Source organism: Nitratidesulfovibrio sp. SRB-5 (assembly GCF_019931275.1).
Classification (GTDB): domain Bacteria; phylum Desulfobacterota; class Desulfovibrionia; order Desulfovibrionales; family Desulfovibrionaceae; genus Cupidesulfovibrio.
Genome location: NZ_JAIOTY010000003.1, coordinates 121,339 through 147,764, shown reverse-complemented (window position 1 = coordinate 147,764; position 26,426 = coordinate 121,339). Strand labels below are relative to the sequence as shown.

Annotated in this window: 22 protein-coding genes and 2 tRNA genes; 8 read left to right on the top strand and 16 right to left on the bottom strand. The window is 66.7% G+C overall.

Features of this window, described 5'->3' with window-relative positions; genetic code table 11:
* Positions 1-223: 223 nt before the first annotated feature.
* Entirely contained in the window at positions 224-796 is a 573-nt protein-coding gene (locus K6142_RS14685; protein ID WP_223380920.1) for a tRNA (mnm(5)s(2)U34)-methyltransferase, read from the top strand.
* Positions 797-1,019: 223 nt separating this feature from the next.
* Positions 1,020-1,262 (top strand): hypothetical protein, encoded by a 243-nt coding sequence (locus K6142_RS14680; RefSeq protein ID WP_012613229.1) that lies wholly within the window; start codon positions 1,020-1,022, stop codon positions 1,260-1,262.
* A gap of 109 nt (positions 1,263-1,371) precedes the next feature.
* On the opposite strand, the gene K6142_RS14675 is transcribed toward K6142_RS14680, so the two are convergent.
* The 6 genes from K6142_RS14675 to K6142_RS16615 all read right to left on the bottom strand — a co-directional run bounded on the left by K6142_RS14675 (position 1,372) and on the right by K6142_RS16615 (position 6,290).
* Positions 1,372-1,830, bottom strand: coding sequence for a periplasmic heavy metal sensor (locus K6142_RS14675; RefSeq protein WP_190245764.1), 459 nt, complete (start codon positions 1,828-1,830; stop codon positions 1,372-1,374).
* 266 nt (positions 1,831-2,096) lie between these two features.
* Positions 2,097-2,720: a tetratricopeptide repeat protein gene (locus tag K6142_RS14670; RefSeq protein WP_190245763.1), complete on the bottom strand. Its 624-nt coding sequence runs from the start codon at positions 2,718-2,720 to the stop codon at positions 2,097-2,099.
* A complete protein-coding gene (locus K6142_RS14665; protein ID WP_007525518.1) occupies positions 2,710-3,102 on the bottom strand; it encodes a hypothetical protein in 393 nt (130 codons plus the stop codon). The genes K6142_RS14670 and K6142_RS14665 overlap by 11 nt, the downstream gene beginning before the upstream one ends.
* 2 nt (positions 3,103-3,104) lie before the next feature.
* Complete coding sequence (locus K6142_RS14660) at positions 3,105-3,773, bottom strand: YkgJ family cysteine cluster protein (protein WP_012613232.1); 669 nt, start codon at positions 3,771-3,773, stop codon at positions 3,105-3,107.
* Between the two features lie 455 nt (positions 3,774-4,228).
* Complete coding sequence (locus K6142_RS14655) at positions 4,229-4,417, bottom strand: ferredoxin (RefSeq protein WP_007525515.1); 189 nt, start codon at positions 4,415-4,417, stop codon at positions 4,229-4,231.
* A gap of 295 nt (positions 4,418-4,712) precedes the next feature.
* Entirely contained in the window at positions 4,713-6,290 is a 1,578-nt protein-coding gene (locus K6142_RS16615; protein ID WP_190245762.1) for a trypsin-like peptidase domain-containing protein, read from the bottom strand.
* 382 nt (positions 6,291-6,672) lie between these two features.
* On the opposite strand from K6142_RS16615, the gene cobT reads away from it, so the two are divergent.
* Positions 6,673-7,752: a nicotinate-nucleotide--dimethylbenzimidazole phosphoribosyltransferase gene (gene cobT / locus K6142_RS14640; protein WP_411722710.1), complete on the top strand. Its 1,080-nt coding sequence runs from the start codon at positions 6,673-6,675 to the stop codon at positions 7,750-7,752.
* 268 nt (positions 7,753-8,020) lie between these two features.
* On the opposite strand, the gene K6142_RS14635 is transcribed toward cobT, so the two are convergent.
* Positions 8,021-8,983 (bottom strand): LysR family transcriptional regulator ArgP, encoded by a 963-nt coding sequence (locus K6142_RS14635; RefSeq protein WP_190245259.1) that lies wholly within the window; start codon positions 8,981-8,983, stop codon positions 8,021-8,023.
* Between the two features lie 277 nt (positions 8,984-9,260).
* Between K6142_RS14635 and K6142_RS14630 the strand changes: the two genes are divergently transcribed.
* Entirely contained in the window at positions 9,261-9,890 is a 630-nt protein-coding gene (locus K6142_RS14630) for a LysE/ArgO family amino acid transporter (RefSeq protein WP_190245258.1), read from the top strand.
* Between the two features lie 53 nt (positions 9,891-9,943).
* Here the strand turns inward: K6142_RS14630 and K6142_RS14625 are convergent, their stop codons facing one another.
* From K6142_RS14625 to K6142_RS14605, 5 genes are all read right to left on the bottom strand, one after another.
* Entirely contained in the window at positions 9,944-10,672 is a 729-nt protein-coding gene (locus tag K6142_RS14625) for a hypothetical protein (protein WP_190245257.1), read from the bottom strand.
* Positions 10,673-10,823: 151 nt separating this feature from the next.
* Positions 10,824-12,419 (bottom strand): DEAD/DEAH box helicase, encoded by a 1,596-nt coding sequence (locus K6142_RS14620; RefSeq protein ID WP_190245256.1) that lies wholly within the window; start codon positions 12,417-12,419, stop codon positions 10,824-10,826.
* 2 nt (positions 12,420-12,421) lie between these two features.
* The gene (locus tag K6142_RS14615; RefSeq protein ID WP_012613238.1) at positions 12,422-12,739 is read right to left on the bottom strand and encodes a GIY-YIG nuclease family protein; all 318 of its coding nucleotides are present in this window, start codon (positions 12,737-12,739) and stop codon (positions 12,422-12,424) included.
* 280 nt (positions 12,740-13,019) lie between these two features.
* The gene (locus tag K6142_RS14610) at positions 13,020-13,748 is read right to left on the bottom strand and encodes a metal-dependent hydrolase (RefSeq protein ID WP_190245255.1); all 729 of its coding nucleotides are present in this window, start codon (positions 13,746-13,748) and stop codon (positions 13,020-13,022) included.
* 333 nt (positions 13,749-14,081) lie between these two features.
* Positions 14,082-14,672: a UbiX family flavin prenyltransferase gene (locus K6142_RS14605; protein WP_190245254.1), complete on the bottom strand. Its 591-nt coding sequence runs from the start codon at positions 14,670-14,672 to the stop codon at positions 14,082-14,084.
* A gap of 499 nt (positions 14,673-15,171) precedes the next feature.
* Here K6142_RS14605 and K6142_RS14600 point away from each other — a divergent pair.
* Positions 15,172-15,248 (top strand) — tRNA-Arg (locus K6142_RS14600).
* Positions 15,249-16,159: 911 nt separating this feature from the next.
* On the top strand, positions 16,160-17,815 hold the full coding sequence (locus K6142_RS14595) for an L-lactate permease (RefSeq protein ID WP_190245253.1): 1,656 nt from the start codon (positions 16,160-16,162) through the stop codon (positions 17,813-17,815).
* A gap of 408 nt (positions 17,816-18,223) precedes the next feature.
* On the opposite strand, the gene K6142_RS14590 is transcribed toward K6142_RS14595, so the two are convergent.
* The 3 genes from K6142_RS14590 to K6142_RS14580 all read right to left on the bottom strand — a co-directional run bounded on the left by K6142_RS14590 (position 18,224) and on the right by K6142_RS14580 (position 21,746).
* Positions 18,224-20,311 carry a methyl-accepting chemotaxis protein gene (locus K6142_RS14590; RefSeq protein ID WP_190245252.1) on the bottom strand — a complete coding sequence of 696 codons (2,088 nt, stop codon included), beginning with the start codon at positions 20,309-20,311 and terminating at the stop codon, positions 18,224-18,226.
* A 665-nt stretch (positions 20,312-20,976) separates the two neighbouring features.
* A complete protein-coding gene (locus tag K6142_RS14585; RefSeq protein ID WP_190245251.1) occupies positions 20,977-21,594 on the bottom strand; it encodes a LysE family translocator in 618 nt (205 codons plus the stop codon).
* 76 nt (positions 21,595-21,670) lie between these two features.
* A tRNA-Ala gene (locus K6142_RS14580) sits at positions 21,671-21,746 on the bottom strand.
* A 639-nt stretch (positions 21,747-22,385) separates the two neighbouring features.
* Between K6142_RS14580 and lgt the strand changes: the two genes are divergently transcribed.
* Complete coding sequence (gene lgt / locus K6142_RS14575) at positions 22,386-23,183, top strand: prolipoprotein diacylglyceryl transferase (RefSeq protein WP_190245250.1); 798 nt, start codon at positions 22,386-22,388, stop codon at positions 23,181-23,183.
* 377 nt (positions 23,184-23,560) lie between these two features.
* Positions 23,561-23,779 carry a translation initiation factor IF-1 gene (gene infA / locus K6142_RS14570; RefSeq protein WP_007525542.1) on the top strand — a complete coding sequence of 73 codons (219 nt, stop codon included), beginning with the start codon at positions 23,561-23,563 and terminating at the stop codon, positions 23,777-23,779.
* Positions 23,780-24,305: 526 nt separating this feature from the next.
* Here the strand turns inward: infA and K6142_RS14565 are convergent.
* Positions 24,306-26,333: an ATP-binding protein gene (locus K6142_RS14565; RefSeq protein ID WP_190245249.1), complete on the bottom strand. Its 2,028-nt coding sequence runs from the start codon at positions 26,331-26,333 to the stop codon at positions 24,306-24,308.
* Positions 26,334-26,426: the final 93 nt, after the last annotated feature.

Below are 26,426 nucleotides of genomic sequence, written 5' to 3'. Positions count from 1 at the left end.
GTGGCGTACCACGGTGCCGGAGGTGCACATGACCCGTTCCGGTTCCGATGCTGCCGCCCGGCCTGCTTTGTTCGTGGAGTTGTCCGGCGGCTGCGGCGGTGATGGATTGCCTGCCCTGCGCGACCTGTCGCAGCAGGCGGTGGCACGTGCGCTGGCTCGTGCGCTGGCTTACGCTCCGACTCATGCACCGGGCCATGTTCCGATCCATGTTCCGACTCATGTTTTGGCCCACGCTTCGAACTGCGCCGTGCCCGGCGATGCCCCTTGGCCCGTGGCCGTGGACGGCACGGCGGGCAACGGCCATGATACGTTGTTTCTGGCCCGGCTGGTGGGGGCGCGCGGACTGGTGCACGCCTTCGACGTGCAGCCCAGGGCGCTGGCTCGCACGGCAGAGCGGCTGGCGTCAGAGGGGCTGGAGGAACGCGTGGCGCTGCATGGCCGGGGGCACGAGGAACTGGCGGCGGCGCTGGCGTCGCATGGGGTCTGGCCGCCCCGCATCTTGGCGGCCATGTTCAACCTGGGCTTTCTGCCCGGCAGTGACCGCAGCGTGACCACCCGACCCGAGACCACCCTGACGGCGCTGGAAGCGCTGCTGCCGATGATGGCGCCGGGCGGGCTGATTTCACTGCACGTCTATGCCGGGCACCCCGGCGGCGAGGACGAGGCCGCCGCGCTGGACCGTCGCCTTGCCGCGCTGGATTGGAGCCGGTGGCGGGTGGCCCGCCACGAGTTCGCCAACAAGCCCCGCAACCCGGAACGGTTGCTGCTGGTGCTGCGGCTGCCCGGCCCGGCGTAGCCTTTCGTCATCCAGAAACCCGCGCGCCGCGCCGTCCATGCTGGCCGCAGCTTGAGGCTGCCGGGGGGCCACCGGCCTTTCTGTCCACGGCTATCGGCCTTTCGGGCCACGTGGCCGCCCGGACCGCCCGGACCGTCCAGATCGCCCGGATCACCCGGGTCACCGGGGTCACCCGAAACATGGGCCGCACGGCGACACCAACATACCTCGCGAGCAGATTGCCATGACCACCGATGCTTCCGTGTTTCCCGACCCTTCCGACGACGACCTGTGGCAGGCCGTGCGCGCCGACCTGGAAACCCGCTTTCCCGGCCGCTACGACGAGGCCACCGTGCGCCGAGCCTTCGAGGCGGTGTGCGCGGGCGAGGACGACTATCTGCCCCGGCGCGCCCTGCTCAAGAAGGTGCGCATGGCCTGCATGTGGACCCGCCCCAGCCTGGACGGACGGGCGGAAGGGGCGGAATAGCCCCCGAGGCCGCGCCGTTCCGGGCGCCGACGCCGCGCGCCTGCGCGAGGGGCGACCATGGCGGAAAAGGAAGGCCCGTGCCCGTTCGCCGCGTCCTTTCTGCCTGTACTCAGGGCAGCAGGGGATGGCGGAACAGCGGGTGCGCGGCGTGGCGGTCCAGCAGCGCGGCCAGCCGGTCCCGCTGGGCCGGAGACAGCCCGGCGTGAAATTCCACGAAGGCATCACGCGCGTGCGCGTAGGCCTGTTCGGCCAGCTGGCGCTTGTCCGCGAACAACCGGTCCAGCGCGTCCGGGGCCATGGCCCCGTCGCGGATGGCCGTGTGCAGGCGCTGGCGCAAGGCCGCGTTGTGGCGGCGCAGTTCGTCCATGGTGCGTTCGTGGGCGTCCAGGCGCCGGGCCAGTTGCCGCGCCTCGTCCGGCGCAAGCTCCAGTTCGCGGGCCACGGTGCGTGCCACGCGGCGCATGTCCACCCCGGCCAGGCGCGCGGCAATGCGCCGCCTGTTGTACCACAGCACGCAGAGCACGGTGGCCTTGACCACCCCCACCCCCACGGCGAATTCCCAACTCATGCGGTGTCTCCGGATATGTTCGTGGCGGCAACGCGCGAAAGAAGGCCCGCCTCTCCGCTCAGGGCCGGCCCGGCCGCCACCGGGTTTCGTGGTGCCCGATCATGTCCATCCGGCATGCACGAAAAAGGGGGAAGGGCCAAGGCCCCTCCCCCGTCGTCATTGCTTGCGTGATCCGCGACCCCTGCCCGCCCCATGCTCAATGACGCCAATGACGCCAATGACGCCAACGAGGCCAATCAATCCGGCGGGCAAAAGGCCGATTCGGGCTAGCGGTGGGCTTCCAGATCCTTCAGGAACTCCGGACGCACCTCGAAGCCGCAGGCAGCGGCCTGGTCGGCGAACTGTATGGCCTGGGCGAATTCGCCCCGCTCGAAGTGGGCCAGCGCCAGGTTGTTGTAGGCCGGGCCAAAGCCGGGTTCGCGCTTGATGGCCTCGCGGCTGATCTGGATGGAGGCCTCGTAGTCGCCCTGCATGTAGTAGGCGGCGCCCATGGTGGCCATGGCCTGGATGAAGTCCGGGTCCCACTTCAGGGCCTTTTTCAGGGCCTTGATGGCTTCTTCCGGCTCGCCGCGTTGCAGGTGCACGAAGCCGATGTTGCTCCACGGCACCGGGAACTTGGCACGGCACTGGGCCGCTTCCTCGTTGTAGCGCAGGCAGCCGTCCAGGTCGCCGCGTTGCAGGCAGATGCCGCCAAGCTGCACATAGGCTTCGCCCAGGCGGGGCGAGTTGCGCACGGCGCTCAGGAACGACTCTTCAGCCGCCACGAAGTCGCGCTTGTGCAGCAGGGCCACGCCAAGGTTGTAGTGATGGTTGGCGCAGTTCTCGCTTTTTTCTATTTCGGCCCGCAGGTCGGCGATGTACTCGTCAATGTCATCGTACTTATCCTTCATCGACGTGACCCTCCTTGATCAGAATATTGTAGTACCACACGCAGAAATCGAACACGCCGCGGTACTTTTCGTCCTTGTTGACGATGCCGAGGGCCGTTTCAAGCGCGCCTCGACCGTATTCGTTGGTGTAGTCCTTCTTGTTGGCCGTCTGCAGAAATTCGCGCACAAGCTGCTGGGTGGTGCGCTTGGTGATGTCCTGGCGCGTGTCCAGCGGATCGTTGGGCTTCTGGAAGGGGTCCCAGTTCTCGTAGCCGATGCGCTCCACATACTTGCGCCGCCGGGGGGACATGGCGTCCCATATGGCGCGTTTCTGGACTTCCTCGTCCGGTGTCAGTTCGCGCGTGGTGCTGTCGCGGAACATGGAGCCCGATATGTTGACCATGCTCAGCTCTCCTTCTTCACCGGGCCGATGCCAAGATAGGCATTGTCGTACCTAGTGATCAGCGCCATGGACACCGGCACGTACACCTGGTCCAGTTCGCGGTAGCGCGACTGCACGGCCACCAGTATTTCGTGGCTGAGGCCCGCCAGGCGCTCGTGGATCTTGTCCAGCGCCACGGTGGGATAGCGTCCGCCGGGGGCGAAGCCGGTGCGGCCACAGGTGTGGGCCACGCCGCCGATGGCGGTGGGAATGCCGTACAGGCGGCAGGTGATGGGCCGGTGGGCGTACATGGCGCAGGTGTCGTCGTCGCCCAGCAGGGGGCAACGGATGCGCTCGCGCGCCACTTCCGCCAGCAGCTCTGCGGAATCGCGCCCGGTCAGCGATTCCTTGTACAGGCGGCGCTTCAGGCGCACGGCGTGGCGGTCTGCCGCGTCGGCCCGTTCGAGGATGGCGGAACGCTCCGCGCCGAAGCCGAAGGCCTCGGCAAAGCGCTGGTTCAGGTACATGGCCTCCACCAGGCCGAGGTCGAACAGGGCGTGGCAGCAGTCGCTGCAACCAAGGCCGCAGGTCACGCAGTCGGCGTGCTGCGAACGCACGCGCTCGAACAGCGCATCGGCCTCTGCCACCAGTCGTTCATATTTGGCGAAGATTTCCGTCAGGTCCACGGTCATCCATTCTGCTCCTTGGGGGCCGCGCGTGCGCGACCGTCATGCGATGGCCCGACAGGTTGGCGTATCGGGCGCTGGGCGGTCTCGGTCGTTCTGTGGCCGGAATGCACACCCCAAGGTTGCCGCCGTCTGCCGCCCTGCGGCACGGTCTGCCGGAAAGGCGTGCGGACGGAGGTTCGCGCGGCTCCCGCGCGGGCGTGCGGATGTGCGGGAATACGCGGTGCGGGCGGGCGACACGCCACGGGAAGGCAACCCCCGTTTCCGCTGTGGCGCGGGGCATGCCATGCCCCTGTCCCCCTCGCGGCCCGCGGGACCGCGTGAAAGGCTGGCCCCGAAGTCTGGCCGCGAAGCCTGGCCCCTGTGCGGGCCCTATGCGTGGTCCTGATGCGGCAAATGCCGCCGGACGGCGCAAACGTCGTCCGGCGGCATGACGTGCAGCAAATCCGGAAAGGCGGCGACTAGTTCTCTTCGACGGTGATCGCGCCGGCTTCGCAGACTTCCACGCAGGATTCACAGCCCAGGCATTCTTCTTCGTTCACGGGAACAGCCTTGCCGTCCTGCAGCTCGTAAACTTCGACGGGGCACACGTCCACGCATTCGCCGTCGCCGGTACACTTATCGGTGTCAACAGTAACAGTCCAACCCATGTCATCCTCCAGGCGTGTTTTTCAGCCGACGACGTAGTCGGCTTTTTGGGAACAATTCCCTGTCGTGATTGCGAAAAAACCGCGTCACGACAGGGTTTGACGGCTTACCATCGAAATTGCAGATAGCTGTCGGCAACCGGGGTGTCAAGCTTTGACGCAAATTCTCATCGTTGCGAGACGCGGGATTTCCGGCAGCCGGAAATCCGTGACCCTTCAAGGCTGTTTTTCCACCGGGTTTTTTGTTTGGCGGGATGGCAGGCACAGCCTGCCGGGCGCAAGCCCCTTGCCGCCGCGCCTACACCGCCAGCGAAACATAGTACCCCTTGCCGCCGCGCAGGATGAGCAGGGTCACCTTGCCCGCCAGCCGGTACCGGGCAAACGCCTGGGCAAAGTCGCGGGGGTTGCCCACGCGCACGCTGCCCACCTGGCGCACCACGTCGCCGGGGGCCAGCCCCAGCCGGGCGGCGGGGCTGTTGGGCAGCACGGCATTGATGCGCACCCCCCCGGCGCGCTGGTCCTGCGCATCCTGCACGCGCAGCCCCCAGCGCCGCTCGGCCAGCCGTTCCGCCATTTCCTGCGTGAACACGGCGGGGGTCATGCGCAGGGTGGCCGTCTTGCCTTCGCGCAGCAGGCCCACCTCCAGCGTGTCGCGGTGGGTGTAGTTGCGCAGCAGCATGATGTAGCCGTCCTTGTCTTCCACGGGGTTGCCGTTGATGGACACCAGCACGTCGCCGGGGCGCAGCCCGGCCTTGGCCGCCGGGGTGTCCTGCTGCACCTCGGTCACCAGCATGCCCGAGGCGCGCTTCAGCCCCAGCCACGCCGCCGTGCGCTGGTCGATGTCCTGCCCCAGCACGCCCAGCCACACCGGGTCCACCCGGCCCTGGCCCAGCAGTTCCTCGACCACGCGGCGGGCCTTGTCCACGGGAATGGCGAAGCCGATGCCCTCGCCCTTGGCGTAGACCGCCGTGTTGATGCCGATGAGCTCGCCCATGATGTTCAGCAGCGGGCCGCCGCTGTTGCCGGGGTTGATGGCCGTGTCGGTCTGGATGAGGTCGGTGATCATGCCCTGCTCCACCTTGATGGACCGGCCAAGGGCCGAGACCACGCCGGTGGTCACGGTGTGCGCGAAGCCGAAGGGGTTGCCGATGGCGATGACCGTCTCGCCGGGCATCAGGTCGGACGAGGTGGCCATCTTGATGGCGGGCAGGTTCTGCGCGCCGGGCACGCGCAGCACGGCGATGTCGAAGTCGGTGTCCGAGCCCAGCAGTTCGGCGTCCAGCGACCGGCCATCCAGCAGGTGCACGGCGATGCCCGTGGCCCCGGCGATGACGTGGGCGTTGGTGAGCACGATGCCGGGGTGCCCGCCATCGGGGTTGATGATGACCCCGGAACCCAGGCTGCGCCGGGTCTGGCGCTGGGTGGGCAGGCTGGGGAACATTTCGCGCGCGGCCTCGTCGTCCATCAGGCCGGGGAAGGGGTTGAAATTGCGCTCCACCACCCGCGCGGTGGTGATGTTGACCACGGCGGGGGCCACGGCGTTGACCGCGCGCACCACCGGGGTAAGGCGCGGGCTGTTGTCCGGGATGCCGGGGGGCAGGGCGGGGGAGCGCGGCGTGGGCACGGTGATGGCCGCACGGCCCGGCTGCGAGGACACCGGCTGGTCCGCCTGCAACGGCGCGGGCGGAGATTCCGCCGCCAGCGCGGTACGGGGCGAAAGCGGATGCTGCGCGGCGGGCAGCGCCACGAAGGCGATGGCCAGAAGGGGCAAAACGATACGGGCGGCACGGGCCGCGCCCCTGACGGCACGGCTGACGCAACCCGTGCGCCGGGGCGACATGTCATGGCCGGGCAACTGTCTATGGATGAACATCATGGGTGCTCCCCTGAGGTGGGCGATTTTCGCACGCATCACTATGCGACCTGCGGCGGGCGTCGGCAAGGGGGCAGGGGCGAGGAAGCAGGGGCGTGCGGCGGCAAGGAGCGGCGAGGCCGGGTGGCGCAGGGGCAGCCCGCGCTGCCGTGGGGCCGTGCGCGCCGGAGCAGCCCGCGCTGCCGTGGGGCCGTGGCGCCGGAGGCCTCACGTTCGCTGCCGCATCCCGCCTGCGGGGCGCGGGGGTGAGGCAGAACCGCCAGCGCGGCGGCAGTTGGCCCCGCCCCGCGTTCGCAGGCGCACGCCGCGCCCCGGCTTGCCTTGCCCGGCCCGTGGGGCTACCGTGCGCCGGTTCGCGATCCACACCGACACCCCGGGGGTTCCCATGCCGTCCTTGTCTCCGCAGCTTCTCGATCTCATCGCCGCCATCGACCCCGTGGACCACGGCCACGACCCCGCCGGGCAGGCCCATCTGGACAACCTGACCAAGCCGCGCGGCAGCCTGGGCCGTCTGGAAGACCTGGCCCTGCAACTGCACCGCATTCAGGGCGGCGCGCGCCCCCTGGCCGCCGACCCCGCGCGCATCTTCACCATCGCGGGCGACCACGGCGTGGCCGCCGAGGGCGTCTCGCTGTTTCCGCAGGAAGTGACCCGCCAGATGGTGCTCAACTTCCTGAACGGCGGCGCGGGCATCAACGTGCTGTGCGCCACCGCGGGCATCGACCTGCGCGTGGTGGATGCCGGGTGCCTGGGCGACGACTTCGACCCGCATCCGCAACTCATCCGCCGCAAGGTGGCCCCCGGCACCGCCAACATGACGCACGGCCCGGCCATGACCCGCGAACAGTGCGAGGCCGCCCTGCTGCTGGGCGCCGACCTTGCCGCGCAGGCCGCCGCCGACGGCTGCCGTTGCGTGGGCACCGGCGACATGGGCATCGCCAACACCACGCCCTCCACCGCCCTGTACTGCGCGTACCTTGGCCTGGACCCCGAAGCCGTCACCGGCCCCGGCACGGGCCTGGACGCCCACGGCGTGGCCCGCAAGGCCCGGGTCATCCGCGCCGCCCTTACCGCCAACCGCCGCACCGTCGAATCCGGCGACCCCGTGGACATCCTGGCCGCCGTTGGGGGCCTCGAAATCGCCGCGTTGGCCGGGCTCATCCTTGGCGCGGCCCGCCACCGCATGGTGGCCGTCATCGACGGGTTCATCTCCACCGCCGCGTACACCGCCGCGTGGAAGATCGCCCCCGCCGTGGCCGGGTACTGCGTGTTCAGCCACGCCTCCGCCGAACTGGGCCACAAGGCCATCCTGCACAAGCTGGACATCCGCCCCCTGCTCGACCTCGGCCTGCGCCTCGGCGAAGGCACCGGCGGCGCGCTGTCCATCTTCCTGCTGCGCAGCGCCGCCGACATCTTCGAGAAGATGGCCACCTTCGGCGATGCCGGGGTGGATGCCGGGAAGTAGGGGCACGGCAGAAGGAAAGCAGGAAAGCGTATCGGGGGAGGGAGGAACCACCTCCCTCCTCCACCAAAGCTTTTTGTATGGGGGGTTGGCGTTCGCCGCTTTTCAGGTGCGCTTTACAGGGTCGTACACAACAGCGTGCAGCGGTGGAGGCCGAGGCCTTCATGTCCTTTGCCCATCAGACCAAATGAAAAATTTGGAGGGATGGGGGTCCGGGGGAAGGGAACTTTTTTAAAAGTTCCCTTCCCCCGGTTCGTTTTCATCTTTTCCGCTATTCCTGCGCCAACACCTGTTGGGCATGACTGACCACGTGGTGGGTGAGGGCATCGAGCAGGCGGGTGCGCAGACCCCAGCAGTGCCAGTAGAGGCGGATGGGCACGGCGTGTCCGGGGGCAAGGTCGATCAGGCGTCCATCGGCAAGGTGTTGGCGGGCCTGGGGCAGGGGGATCATGCCGTAGGCAAGGCCCTGGGCCACCACGTCCACGAAGCGTTCGGACGAGGGGATGTAGTGCAGCGGCAGGCTGCGGGCGATGCGGTCGAAGGAGGCGGCGCTAGGCAGCAGGCTGCGCAGGAACTGATGATGCACCTCGTCCGCACGGTTGAAGATCACGGCGGGCGCGCGGCACAGGGCGGCTTCGGTGAGCCCGGCGGGGAACCATTGCGCGGCGAAGTGGGGCGCGGCCAGGCACAGGTAGTCCACCCGGCCCAGCGGAAGGCAGCGACAGCCCTGTACGGCGGCGGCGCGGGTGGACACGGCGGCGGCCACGTGGCCGTCGCGCAGCAGAAGGTGGGTGCGCTCCTGATCGTCCACGGAAAGATCGAGCAGGGCGCGTTCCGCGCGCAGGAACGGGGCCACGGCGTCGGGAAACCACGTGGCCAGGCTGTCGGCGTTCACGGCCACGGGCAGGGTGGTCCATGGGATGTGTGGAATATCGGAGGTTTCCGCGTCTGGAGAATCGGACGCGCCGCCAGCCCCGCCCTCGGGCCGCAGCGCGACGGCAAGGTCGGTTTCCAGCAGGCCCACCTTGTCGCAATGGGCCAGCAGGCGGCGGCCCTCGTCGGTGGCGCGGGCCGGGGTGGCGCGCACCACCAGCACGGTGCCCAGCTGGTCCTCCAGCGCCTTGACCCGCTGCGACACGGCGGACTGCGTCAGGTGCAGCACCCGCGCGGCCCGCTCGAAGCCCCCTTCACGGATGACGGCGGCCACGGCCTCCACAAGTCGATAGTCGAGCATGGCCGATCATTACGTTTGCTTATGCAACAGCACAACAAGTAATTTCACGCATGTCGCGGAACAGGATAGAGCAGGGGCGTCACGGCGGATCGCCGCCCGTGCGGCATGTACTCCGGGGCATCCCCCCGGAGCTGTCTCTCCCGGACACGATCACCGGACACGATCACCGGACATGATCGCCGGACAGGTTCGCCGGAAACGTGCTTTCGGATGACGTGTGCCGTGTGCCGACGGGCGGCGCTCGCCGGGCATCCATTCCTGCTTTTGGAGTTGCGCCATGCACCTTGCACCCTACCTTCAGGGCCTCGGCATCGGGGCCAGCCTGATCATCGCCATCGGCGCGCAGAACGCCTTCGTGCTGACCCAGAGCCTGCGCCGCAACCACCACATGGCCGTGGCCGCGCTGTGCGCGCTTATCGACGTGGTGCTGATCACCGCCGGGGTGGCCGGGGTGGGCACGGCGGTTGCCGCCAGCCCGCTGCTGCGGCAGGGCGCCGCCGTGGGCGGGGCGGTGTTTCTGGCGTGGTTCGGGTTCGGGGCGCTGCGCTCGGCCCTGCGGCCCGGCATCCTTGAAGCCGACAGGGCAGTGGGCGACGGCGGGCGCACCAGCCTGCGCCGGGCGCTGGGGGCCACGCTGGCCGTGTCCCTGCTGAACCCGCACGTGTACCTCGATACCGTGGTCATGCTGGGCGGCATCAGCGGACACTACCCGGCCCCGGAACGCTTTTCCTTCGGCGCGGGCGCGGCCACGGCCTCGTGCCTGTGGTTCCTTGCCCTTGGCGGCTGCGGCAGGGTGCTGGCCCCGCTGTTCCGCAAGCCCGTGGCCTGGCGCGTGCTGGACGGCAGCGTGTGCCTGGTGGTGTGGGGCGTGGCCCTGTCCCTGGCCCGGCAAGCCTGGGCGGGGTAGGAGACAGGACTACTTGCCGGAGTTGTACGCGAGGTACTGAGAAGCGTGCCTTGCTATCTTGGATTTGCCGACGCTGAATCCCAAAACGCGATTGAATAACGCGCCCAAATTTCACCAAATTCTTCAAAGTTAGTTGCTAGGTCGCTGTGAAGTAAATTGAGGCGTCTTACGACTTCTGTAGTATGTGAGACAAGTTTTCCTAAGTCTCCCCATTTTGTGGTGTCTATCCTTTTACATTTTGATAAGGCGTTTTTTTCTTTCCGACTAATATCTACAGGGTGCGCTAGCTTGTCTCTGAAATTAGTAATGCTGTGTAGCATGTCTTTGAAATAGACGTCGTCGATGAGGGAGGAAAGCTCTTCAAGTTCTGCTTGCACATATCCATCTATAAGCATGGAATCCCGCTCTGCGCGTTTATGTAAAGATTGATTAATTAAATTGCGGGAAGGCTCATCTGGTTCTGTAAGATCAATATGCCCAATTCTGAAAAGTTCTGACTTTCTGCGGAGAATAATTTTATGAGCATTTTCTCTGTAAAATTTGTTTGCATTTATAATCGATAGGCTGTCTTTGTCGTTATCCCAAAGCCTCGTTATGATAATTATTCCATAGTTGTGAAGGGAATATTTTATTACTTCTAGCCCATGGGCAGAGAACGTGTTGTCGTATCTAGATATGTAGTCCTTCTCGAATAGTGGAGTGTGGGCCATTTTGGTGACGGCGACCACCTCACGGGTGTCCATATTGATTTTTTGTATACATTTAGTTGCGTATTCGTCCATTTGGTGCCCCGGCGTTATATGGTCATTTGCGCGTTAGTTTTGTGTGATCGTACAGAAAAAGGTGGGTGCATGTCGAGGATGCACCCACCTATGATTACCGAGAGTGTCGTTTTTGTGGCTTGAAAGCCAATCGTTGCTTACCGATCGCCACCTATTCCCGGTCGCGCGGCGTAGCCGGCTCCACCCCAAGGCGGAAGCCCCGGATCTGGTTGCCGTTCATCACCGAGATGACTTCCTGCGCGTAGTCGGCGGGCACTTCCACGAACGACACGCGGTCGCGGATGTCGATGGCCCCGATCATGCGGCCGGGGATGCCGGTTTCGCCCGCGATGGCGCCCACGATGTCGCGCGCGGTGACGCGCATCTTGCGGCCCACGTTCAGGAACAGGCGCACCATGCCGGGTTCGGCGCCGGTGCCTGCGGGGGTCTTTTCACCGCCGGGCACGGCGTCGCCCAGTTCACGGCGCATCAGCAGCTTCAGCAGCGCTGCGGCCATGTCCACGGTGGTCACGTCCTCGTCCAGGAACGATTCCACGATGTCGGTGTACTTTTCCAGTTCGCCCGCCTCGATGTGGCGGCGCACTTCGGCCAGCAGCTGGTTGGTCTTCACCGTGGCCACGTCGCTGGACGTGGGCACCTGGTGCTGCACGATGTGCGCCTTGGTGAACTTCTTGATGTCGCGCAGCTTGTAGAAGTCGCGCCCGGAGACAAAGGTGAACGCCCGGCCCGAACGCCCGGCGCGGCCCGTGCGGCCGATGCGGTGCACGTAGTGTTCGACGGCGTTGGGGATGTCGTAGTTGACCACGGCTTCCACGTCGTCCACGTCGATGCCGCGCGCGGCCACGTCGGTGGCCACCAGGATTTCGATGCCGTTGCTGCGGAAGCGCGCCATCACCCGGTCGCGCTGCGACTGGTTGAGGTTGCCGTGCAGGCCGTCGGCCTGGTAGCCGCGCCCCTGCAGGTGCTGGGTCAGTTCGTCCACCCCGCGCTTGGTCGAGCAGAACACGATGGCGCGCTTGGGGTTGTACAGGTCCAGCACGCGGCACAGGGCCTCCAGCTTCTGGAAGGGCCGCACCTCGTAGTAGATCTGTTCGATGCTGGGCACGGTGACCTGCTTCTGGGTCACCTTGAGGAATTCGGGCGTCTTCAGGAAGCGCTGGGCCATGTCCAGGATGGCCGGGGGCATGGTGGCCGAGAAGAAGACGGTCTGCGCCTCGCCCGGCACTTGGCCCAGGATGTGCTCGATGTCATCGCGAAAGCCCATGTCGAGCATTTCGTCGGCTTCATCCAGCACGGCCATGCGCACCGTGGAAAGGTTGATGGTGCCGCGCTCCATGTGGTCCATGACGCGGCCCGGCGTGCCCACCACCACCTGCGCGCCGCGGCGCAGGGCCTTGAACTGGCGGTCGATGGGCTGGCCGCCGTACACGGGCAGCACGTACAGGCCGCGCTTGCGCGAGGCCAGTTGGGTAAGTTCTTCCGCCACCTGGATGGCCAGTTCGCGCGTGGGGCACAGGATGATGCCCTGGATGTCCTTTTCGCGCGGGTCGATGCGTTCCAGCAGGGGAATGCCGAAGGCGGCGGTCTTGCCGGTGCCGGTCTGGGCCTGGCCGATGACGTCGCGGCCTTCGAGGATGTGGGGGATGGCCAATGCCTGGATGGGCGAGGCTTCTTCGAAGCCCATCTCTTCGATGGCCTTCAGGATTTCCTTGGAAAGGGACAATTCTTCAAAGCGTAAGGTTTCCATTCTCATTCCTTCGTGCGCGGGGCGCTCGGCGGCGCCGCGACGGGAAGTGCGTTGGCGTATCGTGCCAGTGCTTCCTGCTTCCTGTCGGGGGGCAGCCGTTTGACGTGATGCTCGGCCTTCTGTGCGGTGCTGCGGTCAGGGAACGGGGCGGTGGCGATCAGCGTGACCGGGCGGCGCGAGCGCGTGTAGCGCGCGCCCCTGCCCCGGTTGTGTTCGCCAAGGCGCCGTTCCATGTCCGTGGTGACGCCGCAGTACAGCGTCCCGTCGGCACAGCGCACAAGATAGACAACCCATTTGTATGTTACCGCCGCGTGTTCCATGGAGGTACCGAATCGGGGCACACGCCCCGTTCGCTCCGGACCTCCCGCGCACGATGCCAGCCGCACGCGAAACCGGAGGCGATGCCCTGTGCCCGTGGGCCGGAATCCGCATTCCGGCGCGTGGCGCGCAAGGCGTGTTGCAGTGTTGATGATGCGGGTCCGTTGCCGCGAGCGCGCGGCTGGTGCCCGGTCTTTCCCGAAATACTCGCCGCAGGCGTCGGCTTGCGAGGATTCTTTGTCGCTGCGGGGCTTGCCCGGCGGCAAAAAAGATCGCGCGCGATCAGCAGTAGGCGCAGCCCCGGCCATCCTCACCCATGTCCAGGGTGATGGTGTCGCCGGGCTTCATGTCGAACAGCCGACAGTCCGGGGCATGGTTGCGCAGCTGCTCGCGAAAGCGCTCGGTATTCTGTTCCAGCACCGGAAAGGTGCCCCAGTGCATGGGCACCACCGAGCGGGTGCGCAGCATGGCGCTGGCCATGGCCGCCTGCCGTGCGTCCATGGTGAAGGTGCCGCCGATGGGCAGCATGGCAAGGTCGATGGAATGCAGCCGTCCCCACAGCTCCATCGACGCGAAGATGCCCGTGTCACCGGCGTGGTAGAAGGTGAAGCCGCCCGGCATGGTCACGATGTACCCCACGGGTGCGCCGGATTCGGACGAGTGGAAGGCCTGGGTCATGGTGACGCTGACACCCTTGTGCGTCACCGTGCCGCCGATGTTGAAGCCGATGGAGTTCAGCAGCAGGCCGGGGCGCAGCCCTTCATCCAGCAGGCGCTGGGCGGTGCCCACGATGCACCCCAGCAGCGCGCCGGTGGCGTTGCAGATCTGCACCGCCTGGCCCACGTGGTCGCCGTGGTCGTGGGTGACCAGGACGAGGTCGGGCGGGGCGATGTCGCTCCATGGGGTGGACGCCGAGGGGTTGCCCTCGAAGAACGGGTCCACGAGAACGTTGGCCCCAGCGCAGGAAATCTGGAAATTGGCGTGGCCGTGCCATGTGAGGCTGTACTGCATGGTCTGATCCTGCCTTTCCGCAAAAAGGTTTCCGCGCCGCGTGGCCTGTCCCGGTGCAATCCGCGCACGGGGGCCGGTGGCGATGCGGCAGGGGGAGCGCTGTTCCGGTTCCTTGCGGTATCGACGCAATACCGGGGGAACCGGCGTTCCCGTTTCGTGCCGCGCGGGCGGTTCATCGCCGCGCATGCCCGTATACGTTGCGGCACACGGTTGGGCGCGGCCCCGCGCCCGGCTGGTGGCTGTTCGTGCCCGCAAGTGCCCGCAAGTGCCCGCAAGTGTCAGTCCGTGCCGTTCGTGTCGGGCGGTCATCCGTGCCGTGCGCCGCAGGCGCGGCTATTCCGTGTCGGCGGCCTCGCCCCAGCGGGCGGCAAGGGTGTTGGGCACGCCGATCTGGTCCAGAATGCGCCCGGCAAGGTGGTCCAGGATGTCCTGCACGCTGGCGGGCCGGGCGTAAAAGCCGGGGCAGGGCGGCATGATTACGGCGCCCGCCTCGGCGGCGGCCAGCATGTTGCGCAGGTGCACCCGGCTCACCGGCGTTTCGCGCACCACCAGCACCAGCGGGCGGCGCTCCTTCAGGGTGACGTCGGCGGCGCGGTGCAGCAGGTTGCTGCCGGTGCCGTGGGCGATGGCGGCCAGCGTGCTCATGGAGCAGGGGCAGACCACCATGCCGTCGTGCGGCCACGAACCGCTGGACGGCGGCGCGCCGAAGTCGCGCGCGTCGTGGACCACGTCGGCCAGGGCCAGCAGGTCTTCGGCGCGCAGGTCCGATTCCAGCGCCAGCACCTGCCGGGCGGCGTCGGACACCACAAGATGCACCTGCACGCCGCCGGGCAGGGCGGGCGCGGCGTTGCGCAGCCCGCGCAGCAGGGTGACGGCCAGGGGCATGCCGCTGGCGCCGGATATGCCGACCACGAAACGTTTCATGAAATCTCCGGAATCATGCCCGCCTCCCTGGCGCTGCGCGATGCTGCCGCGCGGCGCGCGGACAACCGGCGCATGACCGTGCCCGCTGACGTCCGCAGACATCCTGTGATGCGGATCGGGCCGATGCCGTGCCAGCCGGGGTGCAAGAATCGGACGGACGGCGGTCGGGGCGGGAGGGGCAGCGCGATGGAGGTGGGGGTGGGGCTGTTTTATCGAAAATGTGCACGACGCGCCATGCCTGCAAGGCCGTCCGACACGATTTTTTTCAAGCCCGTCACACATTGGCGGCCATTCGCACGTGTCGGCAGGGGCGGACGCGGCAATTCGGAGTCTGCCGGTCGTGTTCGTGCCGTGGTGGCGGGGAAAGGGCATGCGTCTGGGGCATACGTCTGGGCATACGTCTGGGCATGCGTCTGGGGCATGCGGTGCGCCCGGTGCGCGTCCGGTCCACATATGTCTTGACAGTGCCGGTAGGCAAGCGATAGTTGTCCCGTTTCGCGGGCAATTAGCTCAGATGGATAGAGCGTTGGCCTCCGGAGCCAAAGGCCACAGGTTCGAATCCTGTATTGCCCACCACGCGACCCTTGGGGGCGCTTTCGCAGCACGGCGGAAGCGCCCCTTTTGCGTGCGCTGCCGTTTTCGGCGGCACCCGCCGCCCGCCCGGGCCCCGCGTTTTGCCCCGCGCTTTCCCCCCTTGGCCCCTTCGGCCCCATTTCTGACCCGGTTCTGCAAAAAAATAATGCCTCGTGGCGATTTTTTTTTATCCGTTTTTCCGGACGCGAATGACCGGACACATCCCCATATTAGTGTGACGCATCGCTGTAAAATAGCGAGCAGGCACACTGCATGACGCGGCGCGTCGTACGCCTCCGCATGGCGCCGCACCCGCAACCCACCACCGTACAAGGCAAATGGGCGGAAAGCCGTTTTGCCGCCGGAAGCCGCCGCGCCGCCTGGCAGCCCGTTGTGAGGTTGGGCGTGCCTGAAGCATGCAGTGTGGATGATCGCGCAATGCGCAGTGTTCATAACCATGCAAAATATGCTTGAATAAGTAGGAATAGGAAAAATTTGTCAGAATTTGAATAATATTTCCAATGCATATTGTTATATGTGAATAGCATGTATCCCTTTCGAAAGAGTTTGTAAGTTCCTACAAAAGAGATTTAATTTGTCGATATGAATGGTTATGGCATTGTATTGGCCTCATATTTTTTGGTTGCATATTGATTATATGAGTCTGTTTGTGGTGTAATCTGCATTACATTAATGCAACAAGCATATTGATTGTATAATCAGTGAATTGGTGCGCGTCCCATATTGCGGAATGGGTATGATTTTTCCTTGAAAATATACACCATGTCCGAAAAAAAAGATTTGCCTTCCCTTCTTGAAGTCGTGTTTTCCATGGGCTAATGCGACCATCAAGAGCAAGCCCATGGGCTGGGGCCGGTGCAGGCCCTCATCATAATCCGTAAGGGAGGAGTTTCATGAACTGGGTGCAGAACTACGATCCGCTCTCGAACATCCTTTTGTCGGCACTGGTCGCCGCCGTGCCGCTGTATGTTCTTTTCTACATGCTGGCCGTGCGCCGCGCGAAGGGTCACTTCGCTGCCGCCCTCGGCACCACCGCGGCCGTGCTGCTCGCCATCCTGGTGTGGGGCATGCCCGTGAACCTGGCCGTCAATGCGACCCTGTACGGTGCAGCGTACGGGTTGTTCCCCATCGTCTGGATCGTCATCACGGCGGTGTGGATCTACAACATGACCGTCGAATCCGGCGAATTCGAGATCATCAAGGATTCGCTGGCACGCCTTACCGATGACCGTCGCCTGCAGGCCATCTTCATCGCCTTCGCGTTCGGTTCGTTCATCGAAGGCACCGCCGGTTTCGGCACCCCCGTGGCCATCACCGCGGCCATGCTGGTGGGCCTGGGCTTCAACCCGCTGTACGCCGCGGGTATCTGCCTTATCGCCAACACCGCTCCGGTGGCCTTCGGCGCCATCGGTATTCCGGTCATCGTCGCCGGCCAGGTGTCGGGCCTCGACACCATGCACATCAGCCAGATCGTGGGCCGTCAGCTGCCCTTCCTGTCGATCATCGTGCCCATGTGGCTGTGCGTGACCATGTGCGGCTTCAAGCGCTCGCTCGAAGTGCTGCCCGCCGTCATCGTGGCTGGCGTGTGCTTCGCCGGTTCGCAGTACGCCTTCTCGAACTTCCACGGCCCGACCCTGCCCGACATCATGTCGGCCATCATCACCATCATCGGCCTCGTGCTGCTGCTGCGCGTGTGGAAGCCCGCCTCCACCTGGCACTTCCCCGACGAAACCCCCTCGGCCCTGACCGGCCCCTCGCCTTACTCCTTCGGTGAAATCATCCGCGCCTGGATGCCCTACATCATCCTGGCCATCATGGTGTTCTTCTGGGGCCTGCCCGAAATCAAGCCCTACCTCGACGGCGCCCTGGGCGCTGGCTTCACCCCGCTGGCCGCCAAGGGCTTTGCCTGGCCGGGCCTGCACAACGCCATCGAAAAGACCGCGCCCATCGTGGCCGCCAATGCCCCGTACGGCGCCATGTTCAAGCTGAACATCATCTCCGCCGCCGGTACCGCGATCCTGTTCACCGGCCTTGCCGCGGTGCCCATGATGCCCAAGTACGGTTACGGCCAGGCCATTCCCTGCCTGTTCCGCACCATGCATCAGCTGCGCTTCCCCATCCTGACCATCGCCATGATCCTTGGCCTTGCCCAGATCATGAACTACTCCGGCATGAGCTCGACCATGGGCCTCGCCTTCACCAAGACCGGCTGGCTGTTCCCGTTCTTCTCGCCGCTGCTGGGCTGGCTGGGCGTGTTCCTGACCGGTTCGGACACCTCGTCCAACGCGCTGTTCAGCGGTCTGCAGCGCACCACCGCCACCAGCGTGGGCATGGACCCGCACCTGGCCGTTGCCGCCAACTCTTCGGGTGGCGTTACCGGCAAGATGATCTCGCCCCAGTCCATCTCGGTCGCCACCGCGGCCACCAAGATGGTCGGCCAGGAAGGCCAGCTGTTCCGCTTCACCCTGTGGCACTCCGTCGCGATGACCGCGTTCATCTGCGTGCTGACCATGCTCCAGGCCTACCCGCTGAAGTGGATGCTGCCGTAGCGTGACAGGACTTTCGTCCGAAAGCGCGGGGCGGGCATGAATGCTCCCGCCTGCCCCGCGCCCCGCGTGCACCCGCCGGGCGAAAACAAGCACCCCCTGGACCTGGTCCGGGGGGTGTCCTTTTTTTGGCACAGCCCGTTGAGGGACGAAGCCGGATGCCCCTGACCACGGCTCTCGGCCGCGCCCCGGCAGGGTGTGCCCGGCAACTGGCGTGGCCGTGGCATGGCCGCCGCGTGGTTGCACATGCGGGGCTGGCTGTGGTGGCTGCAACGGGCATCATGGATCGAGCTCCGCGGCTCGAGCGCCAGCGGGCAAAAGCAAGCGGGCCGATCCTGGTGGACCGGCCCGTTGTCGTTGCGGCGGGGTTCGGGCTGGGCTGCCTGTGTGCCGCCCTTGCCCTCGCGCTTTTCAGTTCGCGCCCTTGAGCTCTCGAATGATGCCCCCGATCAGGGCCATCTGTTCCGACAGTTCGCGCACCGCATCGGAGGTGCGGGCCACGCCGTGGGCGGTATCTGCGGTGATGCGGTTTATCTCGTCGATGGACCGGTTGATTTCGTCGCTGGTGGCGGATTGCTGCTCGGCGGCGGTGGCGATGCCCTGAATCTGGTCGGCAGAGGTTTCCACCCCGCGCACGATTTCCTCAAGCGCCTGGCCGGAGGTTCCGGTCAGTTCCACCGCCCGTTCCATGTCCTGCACAGCGCCTTCCACGGCCTGCATGTTCTGGCGCGCCTCGGCCTGGATGGCCCGGATGGAATCGCCCACCTGCTTGGTGGCGCCCATGGTCTTTTCGGCCAGCTTGCGCACCTCGTCAGCCACCACGGCGAACCCGCGCCCGGCATCGCCCGCGCGCGCCGCCTCGATGGCCGCGTTCAGCGCCAGCAGGTTGGTCTGGTCCGCGATGTCCTCGATGACGGTCATGATGGTGCCGATGGACTCGGCCTGGCGGCCCAGGTTGTCCATGTTGGCCTTCAGCCCCATGGTGCGGTCGCGGGTGGCACGCATGGCCTCCATGGAGTGCTGCACGGTGCGTTCGCCGTCCACGGCCTTGTCCCTGGCGGCGGAGCTTTCGGTGGCGGCCTTGCCCGCGTTGCGCGCCACCTCGAGCACGGTGGCGTTCATTTCTTCCATGGCGGTGGCCGTTTCGGCAATGCGCTGGCCCTGCACCCCTGCTCCGTGGCGGATTTCCTCGGTCTGGCGGGCGATTTCGGCGGAGGCGGCGGTAACGTGGGCCACCACGTCCTCCAGCCGCAGCGCGGCGGCCTGCATGCCCTCGCGCTGGGCCACCTCGGCCATGGCGCAGGCGGCCTCAGCCCGGCCCGACGCCTCCTGGGCATCGCGGGCGCGGCGTTCGGCCTCTTCGGTCTTGTGGGTGATTTCGGCGATGTTGCCTTCCAGCGTGGCGGCCATCTCGTCCAGCGCGGTGTAGATCTGGCCGATCTCGTCGCGTCGGGCAAGGCCGATGCGCGTCGCGTAGTCCCCCTGCGAGATGCCCCGCAGGAACGCGGTGACCCGCAGCAGCCCGCGCACCACCAGGCGGTCCATGAACAGCCCCAGCGCCGCCAGTATCACCACCACGGACACGGCCATGACCATGCCGATCTGGAACAGCAGGTCGTTGGCCCCCGCCAGCACCTCGGCCCTGTCGATGATGCCGATGAACCGCCAGCCCAGTCTGGGCGAGGTGAACACCTCGGCCAGGCACCGGGTGCCGCCGATGGAGACCTGCGCCGAGCCGGAGCCGAGATCGAACAGGGTCTTGAAGGCCGGGTCGCCCGCGTCGGCGATGTTCTTGAAGTTCATGGCCTTGTCGCGCGGGTTGGCGACGACGGTGCCGTCGCCCTGCACCAGCAGCACGTAGCCGCTTTTGCCCAGGCGGATGGTGGACATGGCGTCGGAGAGTTCGTTCAGGGTCAGGTCTATGGCGGCCACGGCCACGGCCTCGCCGCCGCGCACGTACGCCTTGGCCACGCTGATCATGGCATCGCCGGTGGTGCCCTTGTAGGCGGCGGTGACCTGCGGTTGCGAGGTGTCCTTCAGCGCCACCTGCCACCACACCCGGGTGCGCGGGTCGTAGCTCTTGCGGGTGCCCTGCACGTTGCTGAGCACGTTGCCGCCCCAGCGGGTGCCCATGTACACGCTGTCGTAGCTGGGATGAGAGGCCTTGATCCACTGCAACAGCGGGCTCATCTGCTGGCCGTAGGCATCGTCCGGGGCGGGGGTGCGGGGCTTTTCCTCGGGGCCGAGGTAGCTGGTCACCCGTTCGTCGATCAGTTCGTTCAGGGGGCTGGCGGCAAGCATGGCCGCGTTGCGCCGGGCGTCGTCCAGCAGAAAGCCCATGGCCCGGTCCACCTGCGTGATCTCGTTGCGGGTGGCGGTGGAAAAGGCGGCCACGGCCTGGTCGCTGACCCGGGCGTGGATGATGGAATAGATGACCACGAAGGGAACGATGACGGCAAGGCAAAGGCCCACGAGCAAGGTAAGCTTGATGGAGCGCATGGGGGTCTCCTGTGGTGTGCCGCACGCGACGGGCCATGGCGTGCCCGCACAGGGGGCGGGGCGGCGCCGCCGCGCGGGATGCGAACCGATGGCCCGGAGTTGGGAGCGAACGGCAATCATTGTATGGGGGCGCCGGATGCGCGGGAAGTATAACCCGCGCCATGCCGGGAATGCGTAACGGATTCCCGACCGCCGGCAGACGGTCGGGTGAACGCGCGTGGGGAGGGGGATGGGGAAGATTGCCGGGAGCGGGAGCGTGAGGGCAACGGTGCGCGAAGCGCCCCATTTCATGAATTGAACGCACAGTCAAGACGGCGAGGGGGGATGGCGGAAAAGGCCGCCAGACGGCGCACGAGGCGGCCACGGCGGCCTTTTTTGGGGCGGGCGTGTCCATGGTGCCCGAGTGATGTGCGGGGGATGGTTTCGGAGCGGGGCCGGATGCAGCCATGCCGTAGGTGGGATGGCGTGTGGCCGAAGCACCGGGCGGGGCGAGGGGCGGTATTTCGTCAGGGACGATACGTCGTCAGCCCTTGTATTTCGTCAGGGTGCTATTTCGCCAGGCCCGGTATGCCGGGCCTGCAGGATGCGCCGCCCCGCGTCGGGTTGGGGGGCACTGCTGCGGCACGGGCCGGCCTGCCCCCGCCCTGTCGTTTCCTGTCGCCGTCCTACCGTCTGCTGACCGCCAGCATGCCCGCCGCGCCGAACAGGATGGTCGCCGTGGCCTTGTGCTGGAGGTGCTCCAGCGACCGGCGCCGCAGCCAGCGGAACACCCGCGCCCCGAACAGGGCGTACGACACCGCGCTGCTGCCCTGAATGACGAAGAAGCTGCCCGCCAGAATGCAGAAATGCGCGGTGTAGTGGGCGGGTTCGATGAACTGCGGAAAGAGCACGGTGAACACCAGAATGGACTTGGGGTTGGACATGCCCGTGGCAAAGCCCAGGCAGAACTGCCTGCGCGGGGTCGGGGCGGGGTGTGCATCGCCCTGGTCCCCGGCCATGGGCACGGCGCGCCAGTTCTTCAGGGCCAGCACCACCAGATAGGCCACCCCCACCCACTTAATGCAGTTGAACACCACCACCGAACCCTGCACGATGGCCCCCAGTCCGAAATACACCACCACCATCTGCACGCAGTAGGCGCACGAGCCGCCCACAATGGCGGGCACGGTGCGGGCAAAGCCGTTGCGCACGCTGGTGGACATGGAGAACATGGTCATGGGCCCCGGCGTGTACGCGATGGCCGTCATGAGCAGGAAATAGGTGAACCAGGTGCCGAATGCCATGTTGCCCTCCCCCGTGTGGCGTGTGGAACGCAAAAAGGCGCAGGGGTTACCCTTTCGGATAACCCCTGCGAAATTCTGGTGGAGCTGAGGAGAATTGAACTCCTGACCTCTTGAATGCCATTCAAGCGCTCTCCCAACTGAGCTACAGCCCCAAGCGGAAGTAGGTTCTTGCCCGAAACCCCTCGGGTTGTCAACAGCGTTGTGCGCATTTCGTGCGAACTGGCCGGATTCCCGGAACGCGTGAGGCGCGTGGGCTCGTGCGGTGGGTGGAGTGCGCCGGGCTGGCCGGGGGGCGGGACGGGCGGCATGTTCGAGGGAGGCCGGGCGTGCGGGACGCATCCCCGCGGGATGTACGGGCCGGGCGGGGAGACGCGCGGCGCCTGCCGGTGGTCTCGTGGGGAGGGGGGAAGGCGGCTGCCTGTCGGCCGGATACATTCCCCCGGGCCGGGTGTCGTGGCGGTTTGCCGCCCGTGTGATGACGGTTCCGCATCCGGCCTGGCCCGGCCTGGCCCGGCCTGGCCCGGCTCGGCCCGGCTCGGCCCGGCTCGGCATTGACGGAAGCGGGCACTGGTCGTACCACAGCCTCGGATATCGCGCCCCACGCGTGGCCTGCGCCGTACCCTGCCGTGCCATATCGTGTCGTGGTGGGGGCATGGTCTGGCGCCGCCTGGCGCTACCCCGGCGCTACTCTGGCGCGCTGTTGTGCCACGCGAGCCTACGCGGCCTCGTGGTCCCCTGCCGCGCCCGGCCCGTGTCCCTTTTCCGCAACCCAAGCATCACCGGGAGTCCCGATGCTCGCATATCCCCGCATAGATCCCGTGGCCGTTTCCATTGGCCCGTTGCAGTTCCGCTGGTACGGGCTGATGTACCTGTTCGGCTTCATCTCCGGCTGGTGGCTGGGCCGCCGCCGCGCGGCGCAGCCCGGCAGTGGCTGGCACCCGCAGCAGGTGGACGACATGGTCACCTGGGCCATCTTCGGCGTGGTGCTGGGGGGGCGGCTGGGCTACATCCTGTTCTACGATCTGGCCTACTACGTCAGCCAGCCCGCGGCCATCTTCCAGATCTGGCACGGGGGCATGTCGTTTCACGGCGGGTTGCTGGGGGTGCTGTTCGCGGTGTGGTTGTACGCCCGGCGCGCCGAGCGCGAATTCCTGTCCGTGGTGGACTTCGTGGCGCCGCTGATTCCGCCGGGGCTGTTCTTTGGCCGCATCGGCAACTTCATCAACGGCGAGCTGTGGGGCGCACCCACCACGCTGCCGTGGGCCATGGTGTTTCCCGACGGCGGCCCCTTTCCCCGTCATCCCTCGCAGTTGTACGAGGCCGTGCTGGAAGGCGTGGTGCTGTTTGCCGCCGTGTGGTGGTTTTCCGGGCGCAAGCGCCCGGTGGGCGCGGTGTCCGGCCTGTTCGGCGTGCTGTATGCGATCTTCCGCTTTGCCGTGGAATTCGTGCGCGAGCCCGATCCGCAACTGGGCTACCTGGCCTTCGGCTGGCTGACCATGGGCCAGGTGCTGTGCCTGCCGCTGTTCGGCGTGGGGATGTGGCTGCTGCTGCGCAACCGTGGGGCGGCGGAAGGGCCTGCCGCCGGATAGCGGGGGGTGACCGCCTGCGCCCACTGCGGCGCGGGCAGGACCGCCCGGCGCGGACGGCCTGCTTCCGGCCTCGCTTTCGGCCCGTTGCCGCCCCGCATCCGATGGACAGCAGGGCCATGGCTGCCGTGATTCTTCCTTTCCCTGCGGGCGGTTTCCGGCTTCTTCCGGCCCCCGCCGGTGTTTTCTCGACGGCAAGGCCGCGCGCGGGTGGACAACCGGGCCACGGCGGCAACGCATGGTCCGGTTCCGCAGTCCTGCAGCCGGGCGCGAACCCTTGCGTGGCGCGGTTTTGTTGACAAAACCGGCATTATGTGGAATGGCGGTGCAGTTGTTTTGCCCCGCCCGCACGGGGTGCGAGAGAACGAGACGGAGGAACCATGGCAAAGGAAGATGCCATCGAGGTTGACGGCGTTGTGCAGGAAGCCCTGCCCAACGCGATGTTCCGTGTGGAGCTCGAAAACGGCCACGAAGTGCTGGCCCACATCTCCGGCAAGATGCGCAAGTTCTACATCCGCATCCTGCCCGGCGACCGTGTGAAGGTAGAGCTTTCGCCGTACGACCTGACGCGTGGCCGCATCACCTACCGCATGAAATAGCCTCCGTCCCGCACCGCGTATTGGCGACCATGGCCCCATCCCCCACCGCTGCATGCCCGCGCATGCCGGACGGAGGTGCGGCGACCCCTTCTGTTCCACGATTCCGTGCCTTGCCCGCCGTTATCGCGTCCCGCGCGACAGTGGCGGGCTTGTTGCGTCCGGCGCATGCCGATGCGCCTGTGTCCGAGCGCCAGTGCGGTGCCAGCCGCCCCGTGGCGGCCCCCGCCGCGCCATCCCCCGCGCATCCCCGTCCCTTGCACCGTGCGCCGCTGCCCCGCACGCTTCCGACGCGCTCCGCACGCCCCGACGCAAGGGGGACGCCCTGCGGCGTCCCCGTATGACCCGGCGTGACCGGGATAGTGTCCGTTGAAGTGGCCAGTCGGGCCAATTGAGCCAGTCGAGCCAGTCGAGCCAATTGAGAGCCAGCCGGGCCAGCCGGGCCGGTTGTCCTCCCGCAGCCGTAGCAGCTTTGTTAGGGCATTGGGCGAAGGCTGCCTGCGGCCACAAGGGGGAGCGGACACGGCCATCACGCGCTGCGCGGCGGTCCGCCCGGGCCGTCCGTTCCCGCGTCGTGCGGCACACCCGGTCCGGATGCGTCTGCCTCGGGCGCGGACACGGGCGCGGGGGCAGCGGCGTGCAGCACTGTCGGGGTGCCTCGGTCGCCGTCCTGACCATCATCATTTGGTCCGGCATCATCCGCATCAGTACCGTCCGCACCTCCACCATCCAGCCCGGCACCGTTGCCGTCCAGCCCCTCGTCTTCTGGCCGGGGGGAGAACAGCATCACGAAGAAGGCGGCCCCGGTGCGGGTGGCGGCATCCAGCGGGCTTTCCACCCAGATGTCGCCGCCGTGGCTCATGACGATGCGGCGGCAGATGGCCAGACCCAGGCCCGCACTGCCGTTCTTGGTGCCGTCGCCGTCGCGGTCCAGGCGGTAGAATCGTTCGAAGATGCGTTCGCGGCTCTTTTCCGGAATGCCCGGCCCCTGATCGCTCACGCACAGGGTCACCCTGCCGTCGGCGGCGGTGGCGGAAACGGCCACCCGCGTCTGCGGGGGGCTGTACTTGATGGCGTTGTCCAGCAGGTTGCGGAACACCTCCACCAGCCCGTCGCGGTCGGCCAGCACCACCAGCGGGGTCGCCCCCACGCCGTTTTCCAGCGTGATTTCCTTGCGCAAGGCCACCGGCTCCAGTTCGCGCACGGTCTGGCGCAGCACTTCCGCAGCGTCCACGCCGGTCAGGGCCACCTTGTCGCCCTTGTGCTCCGAGCGGGCCAGCACCAGCAGGCTGTTGACCATCTTGGTCATGTGGTTGGCGTTCTTGAGGATGGTGCGCAAAAAGGCGGACATCTGGTCGCGCGAGGCGGGCGGCGCCTCCAGCAGCGTTTCCGCGTAGCCCTTGATGCTGGTGAGCGGGGTCTTGAGTTCGTGCGAGACGTTGGCCACGAAGTCGCGGCGGATGCGTTCCAGCTTTTCGCGCTCGCTGATGTCGTGGAACACCAGCACCATGCGCTGGCCAGAGGCATCGCGGAAGGGCACCAGCGAAATCTCGAAGGCGCGGCCCTCTCCCAGGTCGGTCTGCATGCTGGTGCCGCGCGCGTTGGGCGAAACCAGCATTTCGTCCACCATGCGCTGCAGTTCCGGCTTCATGGTGGCTTCCAGCGGGGTGGCCCCCAGCTTGTTGCCAATGCCGGTGAACATGGCGGTGAGCGCGCGGTTCATGGATTCGATGCGCCCGGCGGCGTCCAGCACCATGACCCCTTCGTGCATGCCGTTGAACACGGCCTCCAGCCGTCCTTTTTGCTCGTTCAACTGGTGCAGGTGCTGCTCTATGTTGTGGGCCATGCCGTTGATGGCATGGGCCAGGGGGCGTAGTTCGCGGCCCGGTATGTCGCGGATGCGGCGCCCGTATTCGCCCTGGCCGATGGCCTGGGCCGCCATGGCCATGGTTTCCATGCCGCGCAGCAGGGGCCGCGTGACCACCAGGCCCAGCGCGCCGCTGGCCATGAGCGAGAACAGGAAGGCCCACACCAGCCCCTTTTCCATGCGGTCCAGCCGGTCGTGCACCACCGACAGGGGCAGGGCCAGGCGCAGGGTGCCGGGGTCCAGCCCGGCTATGCCGTCCACCTTGCGGGCGGCGTAGATCAAATCCTTGCCCAGGGTGGCGCTGAAGCGCACGTCGGTGCCCAGCGCGCCGGTGCGGGCCTCCACCACCTCCGGCCGGTTGGCGTGGTCCTCCAGCGTGGACAGACGTTCGAAGGGCACGTCGGAATCGGCCAGCACGTGGCCATCCACGATGTAGGTGATGCGGGTGCCGGTGCGGCGCGAGAGTTCCGTGACCCAGGCATTGAGGTGCCGGTATGACGGAAAGCGCGGGTGCTCGCGCAACAGCCAGTAGGTGGTGTCCACGTCTTCGGCGGCGCGGGCCTTGGCCTCCAGCAGCACGTCGCGGCGCAGGGTCTTGTCGAAATAGAGATAGGGCGGCAGCAGCGCCACGATCAGCAGCAGCCAGGTGCCCACGACGAGCCGTTTGCGCAGGGAGTACTGTTTCATCATCCTTGTCTCGCGCCGGTTCGTGTCGCGCCCGTCACATGGATGTTACAATTCGTCGAACGTGTGTCGGCCCGCGTGCCGGGCGGGATGCCGGGC